This window comes from Amycolatopsis heterodermiae, assembly GCF_034929455.1.
Classification (GTDB): Bacteria; Actinomycetota; Actinomycetes; order Mycobacteriales; family Pseudonocardiaceae; genus Amycolatopsis; species Amycolatopsis heterodermiae.
Genome location: NZ_JAYFSI010000008.1, coordinates 420326 through 431972, shown reverse-complemented (window position 1 = coordinate 431972; position 11647 = coordinate 420326). Strand labels below are relative to the sequence as shown.

The window sequence follows — 11647 nt, the reverse complement described above, 5'->3', positions numbered from 1 at the left end:
ACGGCCGGGTGCTCAGCTGCCCGGGCGGTCGACCTCACCGCGCCAGGCACCGGTCTCGCGGCCGCCCTGCTCTTCGATGAAGGTCTTGAACCGGCCGAGATCTCCCTTGACGCGACGGTCGAGGATGCCGAGCTTGTCGGCGACGTTCTCGAAGAAGCCCTCCGGATCGATGTCCATCTGGGCGGTGACCCGGGTGCGCTGGTCGCCGAGCCGGTGGAACGTCACGACACCGGCGTGTTGCGGCCCGGAATCCGAGCGCCACGCGACGCGCTCGTCCGGGTGTTGCTCGGTGATCGTGGCGTCGAATTCGCGGGTGGCCCCGCCGACGCTGACCTTCCAGTGCGTGTGCTTGTCGTCGAGCTGCCGGATCTCGTCGACCGCCTCCATGAAGTGGGGGAAGGACTCGAACTGGGTCCACTGGTTGTAGGCGGTCGTGACGTCGGTCTCGACATCGACGGACTCGGTGACGGTACTCATCGCGATCCGTTTCCTTTCTGATCCAAGAGGACAATTCCGCCTGATCCCGGCTTGGAGTCGGCAGACTGGGATTTCTGCGAGAGGCGCGACACTCCCGCAGGAGAAACACTGCGGCACGTCAGTGGCGCCAACCCGCGCCATCAGCCAGGCTGTGCACCAAGACAGCTGGGTACCGCAATGTCTGCCTGAACCGGTGAAACAACCCGGGCGGGACGAGGACGTTGGCCATGCCGGTCTCGTCTTCGAGGTTGAGGAACATGATCCCGCCCGCCGTGGCGGGCCGTTGCCGATGGGTGACCGCTCTGCCGACCCACACCCGCGTCCCGTCCTCGACCTGGGCCAGCTCGGAGGTGGTGATGGCGCCGCGCTCGGGCAGCAGCTTCCGCGGTGTCGACGTGATCGGCGAGGTCTTCTTGCAGTCTCCTGGCCAGCCGTGTTGGTGAACGTCCGGTCAGCGGCATGAGAGGACGTTGGAGGTTTATCGGGTCGTTGTCGACGCGGTGGCTCGGCTAGCGTGCTCGAACCGATCACCTACGCTTCCGAAGGGCGCCCCAGCCGACCATGAGCGCACCGCACGTCTACCGGATCACCAAGACCCTCGCCGTCTACACGACCCGGCCGACGAAACGCGCGGTCCCGGCGATGGCCGTCCGGGTGGCCAACGCGGCGGACGCACACGCCCTCGTCGACGCGGCCGAATCAGCGTCCGCCGCGCCGAGGCTCGACATCGTCTGAACGGCAAGACCGGACGTTGTGCGGCCCTGCGGTGTCGTTCTCGTCATTTCGGTGCGGAAGGCGAGAACCCGACCGTCACGGTGGATGTTGGAAAGCGACCGTTGCGGTGTTGGCCGCGGGTTTCGCAGCCGGGTCGATCTCGAGGCGGAACGACGCCTTGCTCATGGTGGCTGTTCGGGATGGCCTGCTGAGCCTGGTCCGAAGTTTTGGAAGCGAAGTAATTGGCGACAACCGCCGGTGCCGGCGGCCAAGGGCTCCGACGAGCGTGCTGCGCAAGCGAGCCCAGATGATGGTCGCTCCGGACACCGCGACCACGCCGGCGAGGATGCTGGTCGCCTGGAGGGTTTGTGCCCCGGTCAGAGCTCGCGGGTGCGTCCGGTGCCGCGGCCACGACGATCCATTTCACCGTGATCGGATTCATGTCGTGCCTCGTTCCCTCGAGCCGCTCTGTCCCGAATGGATCAGATAAACCTGGAAAGTATCCGACTTTATCGCGCCGCCGGTAAACGATCACAAATCTGATTGCCTCTGGTGTTCATGGCCGATGCCGGGCATTCTGCTTTGCGGTGCGATTTCACTTGAAACACCTTACGGCAAATTCGCCTGGTCCTGCCGGCCGGCTGATCGTATTCGGCCGGACCTGTTCGGGAGGTTGGCATGACGGACATCTACGCACTGCGAGCCGTGCGTGCGCCGCGCCGGACCGTGGTGGCCGGTGACTCGACCCTGGTCACCGAATGGTCCGAGGTGGATCCGGACGTCCACACCCACGTTCAGCACCTGCGTTGGGGCGGCACGGAGTTCGTGCCCGAGCTGCGCGATCTCGTGGCGAACACGGAGAACCCGGCCGGGCAAGCCCCGGCTCTGGCCGAGTCGTTCCTGCTGAGGCCCACTGCGGTCACGGTGCTCGCTCTCCGAGGCGGCATCGACCCGGCCGCCACGATGCCGGGCGAGGATGGCGGGGAACCCGTGCCCATCCCCGGGCAGCCCGGCCTGGCGATGATCGACCGGATCGACCGGTGGCTGGTCACCCAGGACAACGAGCCCGAACCGGCCGAGCTCGACCAGCGGCTTCGTGGTGCCGCGCCGCAGCAGGCCGCGGATGGTCCGCTCGACGGCGGCGACGGTGAGCAGCGGGACGACCTTGAGTCCCGTGGCAGGTTGCACGGACTGCTCGGGGCGTCCTGGTCGCGGTTGGTGGATTCGCTGGCCGCGGCACTGCTGTTGCCGCGGCAGGGTGAGCTGGCGCAGCGCCTCAACCGGCTGCTGCTGGTCGCCGGGCTGGTCGAGCGCCGCTCGTCCTACCGACGGCCGTTGACCACGCGGGAGATTTCGGAACTGCTGGCGTGCCGCACGCCGGTGCTGCCCGACCCGCCGTTTCCCGAGGTGCTGCCGGCTGACCAGGTCAAGCTGGTCCGGCGAGCGACGACAAGTGACCTGTTCGTCGTCCGCAAGGAGTGGCGAGGGTACGTGGCGGACGAGATCGCCGACATCCGGAACGTGCTGGCGGGTGAGCACCACGACATGCGGTTCACCCGGATCGACGAGGCCGAAGTCGTCGAAACGACCAGCTCGTCGACTGATTCGAGCAGTGAGACGTCCTCGGAGACGTCGGACGAGTCGACGTTCACCGAGCAGAGCAAGCGGGAGCTGGACCTGGCGATCAACGCCAAGGGGCAGGTCGACGTCTCGGCGCAGTACAGCTCGGTGAAGCTCGACGTGTCCGCCGGGTTCTCCGCCGACTTCTCGCTGAAGGACTCGACCGACCGGACCACGGAGATCGCGAAGAAGGCCGTCGCGCGGGCGGCGTCGAAGATCGAGACCCAGACCCGGCAGGAACGGACGCGGCGGACGCTCACCCGAACCGAGCTGCGCGAGCAGCACAAGCTCGACAATCCCTCCTCGGACCACGTCCGCGGCGTCTACCGCTGGGTGGCGCGGGTCGACCGGTTCCAGGTCTGGCGCTACCCGGACCGCCTGCAGCTGGAGTTCGAGATCCCGGAACCCGGGCGGTATCTGCTGGAGCAGCTGGGCGCCCCGCCGGCGCGCTCGGGTTCGGTCGGCAGGCCGCCGGATTTCGTGCTTCCCGACGGCGGGATCACGCCGGAGAACTACCTGGGACTGGCGGCGACCTACGGGGCGACCGGGATGCCGGAGCCGCCGCAGCCGACGGTGGGGACCTCCGCCGCGCTGGCCTTGATGGCCAAGGACGCCGGGCTGGCACCGAACGGGGACCTCTGGAACGCGCCGGTGCTCGCGCAGGCCGTGGAAGTGGCGGTACCGCCCGGCTACGCGGTGACCGCGATCACGGCCAATGTCGAGGTGACGCCGTTCCACGCGATCTGGGAGCGGGAGACGTCGGCGCACGGCGGCTACGACCGTCAGGAGGCACTGCACACGATCACCGCGACCGTCGCCGCCGGTGACCAGATGATCTTCGACAGTCAAGCGGGGCCGGGTGGCGGCACGAACAGCATCATGTCCTCGGGTGCCCAGGACCACCTCGTGCAGTTCCTGGACGGGCACCTGCACCACGCCGGTGCCGAGCAGGCGCTCGCCCACCCGGTCGTCGTGAAGCTGCCGATCTCGGTGTGCCTGGTCGGTGCCTGGGCCGGCAACGTCGGCGTCGACCTGAAGTGCGAGCTGACCCAGCAGGCGAAGGACGCGTGGGTGCAGGGTGTCTACGACGTCGTGCGCGCCGCCTACGACACGTGGCTCCGCGAGTGGCGTGCCGAGCAGGCTCTGGCGGGAAGTCCTGCGACGCTGGACGAACGCTCTCCGTCGCGCAACGCGGAGATGATGCAGCACGAAGTACGCCGGCACGTCGTCACGTGGCTGCTGGGGGAGTCACCGTTCGACGGCCGGAACGCCGTCCCCGCGAAGGCGGTACCTCCCGCACGCGACAACACCCCGGACGTCAACATCCCCGCCGCGCTGGGCTCGGCCGACACGATCCAGTTCCTCGAGCAGGCGCTGGAGTGGGCCAATCTCGCGTGGGTCGCCTACCCCTACTACTGGGCGGGCCGGGACCGCTGGCCGGATCTGATGGACCTGGAGACCGTCGATCCGGACCTGGGGACCTTCTTGCGCGCGGGCTCGATCCGGGTCGTCGTCCCGGCCCGGATCGGGTTCGGCGCGGCGGTCCTGCACTGGCTCACCTTCCGTCAGCCGTGGCTCGGCGGTGCGTGCGCGCCGGTACCCGGCGAGCCGATGTACCTGTCGGTGGCCCGGGAGATCCGCGACCAGATGATGCCGCCGCCGGACGGAGAACCCGGCGACAGCTGGGAGGTCGCGCTGCCGACGACGTTGCAGTGGCTGGACGACAAGGCCACCGGTCTGCCGCTCAACCCGATGGCCCGTCTGGGAAAGCCGCCTCACGAACCACCTGACCCGCTCCTCGGTGACGACGAGGCGTAGCGATGGCCGAGACAGCCGACCTCGTCGTGCAAGTGCCCGGTGAGGCGACCCAGCAGGCGGTCAAGCCGCTGACGATCAACCTGGCGGTCGCGTTCGCCGACACTCGCGCCGTCCAGATCGACGTCACCGAAGCCGGGGTCGGCGAAGTAGCGGACACGCTCCACCGCGTCGGCGGGGAGGCCCTCGTCAGGGAGTTCAGCCACGCACTGGGGGACAGAACGCGGGACGCGCCCTACGCCGAGGCAGTCCGGGCAACGGAGGCGCTCGGGATCCTCGAGCGGCACACCACCTCGCTGCGGGCCGAGTCGATCACCTACCTGGAGGCGCTCGACGTGGCCGCCCGGCAGCTGTTCGAGTACGACCTGACCGTCGCCGCGGTCGAGTCGCGGCCGGAGAAGTTCGGCTTCGACGTCGACCAGGACGGCAACACCTCCGTCGCGGCCGAGGGCCCGGACCACGACAACTACCGCCGGCTCCGGTCGGTGGTCGCCGAGCTGGACGTACTGCGCCGCAACGTCAAGCTGTGGAACTTCATCATTCCGCCGGACGCTTCCACCGCACGACGCCAGTTCGAAGAGTACGCACTCGGGCCGTACACCGAGGGGCTGAAAGCCGCCGCGGAGCTGTACCCGGCGCTGGCCCCGAATGCTCCGAAGCTGTTGAAGAAACTGGCCGGAGAGTCTTCGACCGACATCGAGCGCTGGGAGGCCGATCCGGGCAACGAGACCCGGCTCGACGAAGTCATCCGGACCACTCTGCTCCAGGCGTTCAAGGACCTGCGGGAGAGCCAGCCGAAGTACCGGGACAAGATCGTCTCCGGCGCCGACCGGGCGCTGGCCGCGGCCAGGTCGGCCGTCACCCGGTACTGGGACGACTCACCCGCCGAAGTCCTGGGACAGCTGCACCCGTTGTGGAAACACCGGTTCCTGGTCCAGTCCGCGCTGGAACAACAGGGTTACCGGCCTGGTGACCACGGCTACGCCGTCGGCATCGACTCCCTCTACGCGGCGATGGCCGCCCAGGAACGGAGCCGGGCGGAAGCGGCCGACATCGACCGGATGCTCGGCTGGGCGTCGATCGGGTTCGGCGTGCTCACCCTGATCCCGGTGATCGGCGAGTTCGCCCTGGCCGCCATGGTCGCGATCACCGCCGTCCAGACGCTGGAAGAGGCCCAGAAGTACGCGTCCGAAACGATCGCCCGCCAGGCGCTCGGGCAGCAAGCGGCCCGCTACGACGTCCCCGAGCCGGACGCGATCGGTCTACTCTGCAACGTCCTCTCACTGACCGCGGACATCGCGCTACCGGTGGTCGGCAAGCTGCTCGGCAAGACCGTGCTCCGCCCGACCACGCGGGTCATCGCGGCCACGCGCGTGAAGACCGTGCTGACCGCCGGACAGCACGCCACAAACGTGGCCGGCCTCGTGGTGTCCGCGAATGCGGCCCTGGTCGAACGGGAGCTGCGCCGCCTGCAGCTGCTCACGGTGGAAACCGGGCGGAAATGACCGACTTCGTGAGCAAGCTCGAGAAGGCGGCGGAGGAAGTGGCGACCCACCCGCACGTGGCGCCGGCCAAGGTCGGGCCCGAACCACCGGGGCACGCCGGCGGTGAGCTGCCCCACGCTCCTTCTGAAGGGGCCGTCCCGGTCGCGGTGCGGACTGTCGTCGACCACGCCGCTCTCGAGCGGGCGCTCGAGGACATCGGTGCGGCGGTTCCGGCCGGCGACTCGGCACGGCTGGTCGCCATCGCCGAGGAGAAACTCGCCGGACGCGCGGTCGAAGCGCTCGGCGCCGTCGAACGCCAGCAGCTTCTCGACGCCCTGCGCGAAGAGCTCGTCAAGATGTCTCCCGGTACGGCGCAACGGCGACGGGAGCTGCTCGCCGACGCGCAGGCGGAGTTCTCCGCCGAGCACGGCTCGTCCGTCATCGTCTCGACGGCCCCGGCGAAGGGAGGGACCTGGGTGTTCTTCCACGACGGCTCTCCGACCTCACCGGTGATCTGGGGCGAGTCCTTCTTCCCCGCGAAGCCCGGGACGCCGGTTCCGGTGAAACGACCGGATCCGAAGAAGGCCGGCCTCACGGGCAGCCCGACGTGGCGAACGACGAGCGGCAAGTTCGTGACGGAGCCGCCTCCACTGCCTGCCAAACCGGTGACGGTTCCCAGCGGCCTGGACACGGAGGCCCTCGAGAAGGCACCGGACGCTGTTCTCGGAGAGGTCGCCCGAGCACGCAAAGCGGCCATCGAGGCGGCCGACAAACAGGGGGCGCCGATCAAACTGGCCGCGGCGCCGGGGACTCGCCGAGCCGGGGGACGGATCGCGACCATTACCAAGGTCTATCCGACGGTGCCCGGCGGAGTGTGGGACGAATGCATCGTCGCCGAAGGGGTCACCGGCCCCGAGACCGCCCGGATGCCCGAGTCCGAGATGGACAAGGTCCTGCCGAGCATCGGAACTCTGACGGACGACCCCAACTTGCAGGGCATGGCGCGCATGCACGTGTACGGCCCGATTTTCGGCGACGAGACCCTCGCGGGGCTCGCCTACGGACCGCACGAGGCAGCGAACCTGCTGGCGAGCGGCAGCACCGAAGGATTCGCGCGCGTCGGTGCGAAGCAGACCGGGCGGTTGAACGTGAAGGCCGGGACCCCGGTGAAGGTCAGCCAGTACGTGAAATACCGGCCGGTCAAGGGATCCCTGGCCGGCCGATACCCGTTCGTGGTCAGCGTGAAGTACGAATACACCTTGGAGTCGGGCTCCCGGGCGGTCGCGGTCATCGACATCTCGCCGAGGGGTGACGTGACGTTCCACCTTGATCATTGAGAACTGCCACGACACCTCGGCGTCCTGGCGGTAACGGCAGCCGTGTCCGGCGCGACGACTGCTTCATGCGGAACGAGTCGCCAGGTGGACCTGTACGCCGGTTCGCCGGCGATGTGAGCATCGTCGGGCTGGGGGCCGTGGCCTCGGCCGGGGTCAACCTGCTGACGTCACTCGCCGAGAAGGAATGGGTTCATCAGTCGCGTTGGTGGCTGACCGCGCTGGTGCTGGTGGGATTCCTGGCCCCGGTCGTGTCGCGGCACCGGCGACGCGAGTGGCGTCCGGTTTTCCGCGCGGTCGCCGCTGCCGATACGGGCGAAGGCGCGATGGACGTCGTTGCGGTGACACGATCCGGCCGGGTTCTGTGGGCGAGCTACCACGAGCACGGCGCATGGTCGGAGTGGCTCGATCTGGACGCACCTACCGCCGCGTGGGACGTGACTGCCGTCGTCCCGACGCTGGGGTCCCTGGAGTGTTTCGTCGTCGACGAGCGCGGCACGCTGCACATACTGCGGCGCGACCGCGGCCAGTGGTCCCGATGGCGGGTGGTCAAGCCCCGCGGGGCCGTCGACGGCCGGCCGATGCGTATCGCTTCAGCGAGTGTGAAGGCCGGCCATCGGGAGATCTTCGCGGTCACCGACAAGGGGCACTTGGTGCACGTGTGGCGCTGGGACAACGAGGACTGGTCGAGCTGGAACAACACCGGACTCAAGCAATGCGTCGACGTGGCCGCCTGCTCACCGAAAGACGACCTCATCGAGTGTTTCGTCGTCGATCGCGACGGCGACGTCCGGCATCGGTGGTTCTGGTGGGACCAGTGGCACGAGTGGGAGAACTGGGGCCACCCCGGATCTGCGGGCCGGGCCCTCACCTCGTTCCGCAAGGCGACCGATCTCCAGGAGATGTTCCTCGTCGGCAAGGCCGGCGACCTCTTCCACCGCTGGCACGCCGGTGGCCAGACGTGGTCGGACTGGGCTGTGAGCCCAACACCCGGGGACCTGGTCGACGTGGCCGCCGGCACGACGAGCGCCGACACCCTGCAATGCCTCGCACTCGACACGCAAGGGGAGCTGTGGCAGACGACGTTCGCCGACCCGTGGCAGGCCTGGTCGGAATGGAAGCCTGTGGCCGAACGGGTTCATGCCGCTCGCCGTAGGTCTCAGAGCCAGATCGCCCCATGACCACGCCGGGATCCGAGCGCCGGAAACAGATCATCCGCATCGTGGCGATCGCGGCACTGGCCCTGTTGGTCGTCGTCGTGGCGATCTACATCTTGAGCAATCCGAAGCAGGTCGACGCGGCCAACATCGCAAGCGGGCTGCTGTCCCCCCTGGCGATTCTCGCCGGCAGCATCGGCGTGCTCTGGGCCGGGCTCCGGAACCGAGGAGAGCGAGCCATGGACGCCCAACTGGACGCGGCAGTGACCGAACTCGTCCGGCACTCGCAGAGTGCGTGGCGCAACGAGGCGTTCCGCCAGGGGATCACCACCGGGGTCGCGTTGCGGGTCTCGTGGCGGTGGGCGACCTCCATCCAGGGCGCTCCCGCCGCCGACGACATTTCGGCACCGCCACCTCCCGGCACCGGGCCGCAGCCGATCCCCGACATCGGAAGCAAGCCCCGGCTGCTTCGAAGCGGACGGCTCGCCCAGCTCCTCGACCTGTACCGCAGGCTCGGCTGGGGCCGCCTGGTTCTCGTCGGCGGGAGCGGCGCCGGAAAGACCGGGACCCTCATCCTCCTGCTGCTCGGCGTCATGGACTACCGCGCCAAGGTGGACGCCGGCGAGCGGTCGTCCGTTCCGGTTCCCGTGCTCATTCCCATGGCGGGGTGGGATCCCCGCTCCTCGAGCATTCTGGAATGGGCGGAGGCGTCCATCCTGCGCGATCACCCATACCTCAAGGCTTCGGCATACGGACGCGGTGCCGTCCCCAGCCTCCTCCGCGACGGCCGTCTCAGCCTCTTCCTCGACGGTTTCGACGAGATCCCGGAGAGCCTCAGAGCAGCTGCCCTTGCCTCCCTCAACACCGAAACCGGACTGCGCATCGTGCTGACCAGCCGCGCGGCCGAGTACCAATCCGCGGTCACGGTGACGGAGTTCGCACACGCCGCCACCGTTGAGCTGCTCCCCGTCGACCGGAAGTCCGCCGCCGAGTACCTCCTCGCCGGGATCCGGGCCGACCGGAAACCGGTCTGGCAGGAGTTCGTCGACCGGCTCGCCGCCGAGCCGGCGGGCAACGTCGCGGTCGCGCTCAGCACCCCATTGGCACTCTCGCTGACTCGCAGGAACTACGTCGGCGAGCGCAACCCCAACGAGCTGTTCGGACCGGCCGAGTTCACCACGCCGGACGACGTGGGACACCACCTGGTCAGTGCGGTGTTCACCATCGCCTATCCGGACGAAGCCCGGGGCGACGAAGCGCGGCGATTCCTGGTGTGGATCGCCCAGCGGATGGCCGAACGGCACCTCAGGGACATCGCGTGGTGGCGCATCAAGTACTGGACCTCGCCCTGGCTGCCGCCCGCGGCCGCGTCGGCCATGTTCGGTCTGCTCGGTGTGCTCATCGGTGCGGTCACCGGCAATTCGCTGTTCGGGGTGGTGTTCGGCGCGATGTGGTTCCTGTGTGGCAGCGCGGTCAGCGGGCTGATCGTCGTGCGGGGCGCCCGCCGCAGCGTGTCCCTGCGTGGCACGGTGCCGCGATTGGGGGTCGCGGCGGGCCTGGGCCTGATGTTCGGCGGAGGCGTTGCGCTCGTCCGGGTCCTCGCGTCCGGCCTGGGAAACGGGACAACTCTGGGCGCGCCCTACGGTGCAGGATTCGGAGCGCTGTTCGGGGCGACGAGCGGTCTCCTCATTGGCCTGGTCGGCCTCCACGACGGCCCGCTCGTCAGCAGGATGCGGTGGCCGAAGTGGCCCGAGATGGCCGTGGGCACGATGACCGGCGGAATGACCGGGCTGGCCACGTCGCCGTTCTTCGACACCACCGCGCAACTGATCGTGGCGGTTGTCGGCGGCGCCGGGATCATGCTCACCGTGTCATGGACCCGCCCGGTGCCGCATCCCGCCGACGAGGTCAACGTCGTGGCTTCCTACAAGGGCGACCGCGGCGGCGGTGCTCTGTTCGGCGTTATCGCCGGCCTATTCAGCGGCTTGGGCATCGGCGTCGGCGCCGCTGCGGCTCTCGGCGCCGAGCGCGGCCTGCTCATCGGCATCGCGACGGCAGTGAGCGCGGGTGTCGCCGGGGCGGTCACCGCGTCGCAGGTCGCAGCGTTCCGGATCGTCACAGCCCCGCTTGCCGCACTCGGGCGGATCCCGCGCAAACCGATGGCGGTGCTCGCGGACATGTACGAAAGGCAGTTGCTCCGGCAGGCCGGGACGTTGTTCCAGTTCCGTCACGCCGAACTGCAGGACTACCTCACGGCTGCGCCCGGGGCTCGAGATCCCGTGCCGCGAAAGCGTGGCCGACGATGAACGGGTGCCCGGTGGCGGCGAAGCCCGACCAGGTGATGTAACACAGCAGCTCCAGAACCGGCACGTCGCCGAAGAACCGCTGGTCCATGCCGGATCCCGCGAGCAGCCAGTATCGATCCCACCAGCCGGGCGCGATGACGTCGAACATGAGGACGTAGACCGGCACCAGGCAGGCGGTCACGATTCCGACGGCGAAGAGAGCACCCTTGACGAGGTCCGGTCGTATCGCGCACACGCAGAGTGTGAAGGCCGCGAGGAGCACCAGCGACACGACCAGGGAGTTCCAGCCCAGAGCCAACGTCCCGCCGAAGAGTACGAGGGCCGCGACCAGGGCGAATCCGAGGTAGACGCCCAGACGTGCCGGATGATCCGACGGAGTGAACTTCTTCTTCGCGAAGACCGGGTACGCCAGGAACGGGAAGGCCGTCACTCCGAAGCCGAAGAGGAAATCCTCGATGGAGACAGCGGTCCCGAACACGGTCGGTGGCCTCCAGTAGTCCCGGACGTACAGGAACGACGTCGCCACCTGGACGAGACCACCAATGCTGCCGTACAGCAGGGTCCACGGAACGAGATCCCGGCGCCGGGCGACCATGGCGAAGGAGATCAGGCACAGGAACCCGCTGCCCATGAGGTAGACGTATTTCGCCATGAGCGTGGGATGCCCCTTCCGGTGAGCATGATGGACATGACCGGAGTCGCCGGGCACGACCGAAGCGTTTCGGCTTTGCGCTGGCGAT

8 protein-coding genes are annotated in these 11647 nt (G+C 68.6%); 6 read left to right on the top strand and 2 right to left on the bottom strand.

Annotated elements, in window-relative coordinates; genetic code table 11:
* Positions 1-12: 12 nt before the first annotated feature.
* Complete coding sequence (locus tag VA596_RS31830; protein WP_323331901.1) at positions 13-477, bottom strand: SRPBCC family protein; 465 nt, start codon at positions 475-477, stop codon at positions 13-15.
* A 561-nt stretch (positions 478-1038) separates the two neighbouring features.
* Between VA596_RS31830 and VA596_RS31820 the strand changes: the two genes are divergently transcribed.
* The 6 genes from VA596_RS31820 to VA596_RS31795 all read left to right on the top strand — a co-directional run bounded on the left by VA596_RS31820 (position 1039) and on the right by VA596_RS31795 (position 10907).
* Positions 1039-1212 (top strand): hypothetical protein, encoded by a 174-nt coding sequence (locus tag VA596_RS31820; protein WP_323331900.1) that lies wholly within the window; start codon positions 1039-1041, stop codon positions 1210-1212.
* Positions 1213-1869: 657 nt separating this feature from the next.
* Positions 1870-4629 carry a hypothetical protein gene (locus VA596_RS31815; RefSeq protein ID WP_323331899.1) on the top strand — a complete coding sequence of 920 codons (2760 nt, stop codon included), beginning with the start codon at positions 1870-1872 and terminating at the stop codon, positions 4627-4629.
* A gap of 2 nt (positions 4630-4631) precedes the next feature.
* Positions 4632-6131 carry a hypothetical protein gene (locus VA596_RS31810; protein ID WP_323331898.1) on the top strand — a complete coding sequence of 500 codons (1500 nt, stop codon included), beginning with the start codon at positions 4632-4634 and terminating at the stop codon, positions 6129-6131.
* 146 nt (positions 6132-6277) lie between these two features.
* Positions 6278-7447 (top strand): hypothetical protein, encoded by a 1170-nt coding sequence (locus VA596_RS31805; protein WP_323331897.1) that lies wholly within the window; start codon positions 6278-6280, stop codon positions 7445-7447.
* Positions 7448-7560: 113 nt separating this feature from the next.
* Entirely contained in the window at positions 7561-8625 is a 1065-nt protein-coding gene (locus tag VA596_RS31800; protein WP_323331896.1) for a PLL family lectin, read from the top strand.
* Positions 8622-10907, top strand: coding sequence for a hypothetical protein (locus VA596_RS31795; protein WP_323331895.1), 2286 nt, complete (start codon positions 8622-8624; stop codon positions 10905-10907). Before VA596_RS31800 ends, VA596_RS31795 begins: the two co-directional genes overlap by 4 nt.
* On the opposite strand, the gene VA596_RS31790 is transcribed toward VA596_RS31795, so the two are convergent.
* Complete coding sequence (locus VA596_RS31790) at positions 10852-11559, bottom strand: hypothetical protein (protein ID WP_323331894.1); 708 nt, start codon at positions 11557-11559, stop codon at positions 10852-10854. The genes VA596_RS31795 and VA596_RS31790 overlap by 56 nt on opposite strands.
* Positions 11560-11647: the final 88 nt, after the last annotated feature.

Coding starts and splice junctions, on each gene's coding strand:
- VA596_RS31830 (WP_323331901.1), bottom strand. CDS start 477: ATGAGTACCGTCACCGAGTCCGTCGATGTCGAGACCGACGTCACGACC.
- VA596_RS31815 (WP_323331899.1), top strand. CDS start 1,870: ATGACGGACATCTACGCACTGCGAGCCGTGCGTGCGCCGCGCCGGACC.
- VA596_RS31795 (WP_323331895.1), top strand. CDS start 8,622: ATGACCACGCCGGGATCCGAGCGCCGGAAACAGATCATCCGCATCGTG.
- VA596_RS31790 (WP_323331894.1), bottom strand. CDS start 11,559: ATGGCGAAATACGTCTACCTCATGGGCAGCGGGTTCCTGTGCCTGATC.
- VA596_RS31810 (WP_323331898.1), top strand. CDS start 4,632: ATGGCCGAGACAGCCGACCTCGTCGTGCAAGTGCCCGGTGAGGCGACC.
- VA596_RS31820 (WP_323331900.1), top strand. CDS start 1,039: ATGAGCGCACCGCACGTCTACCGGATCACCAAGACCCTCGCCGTCTAC.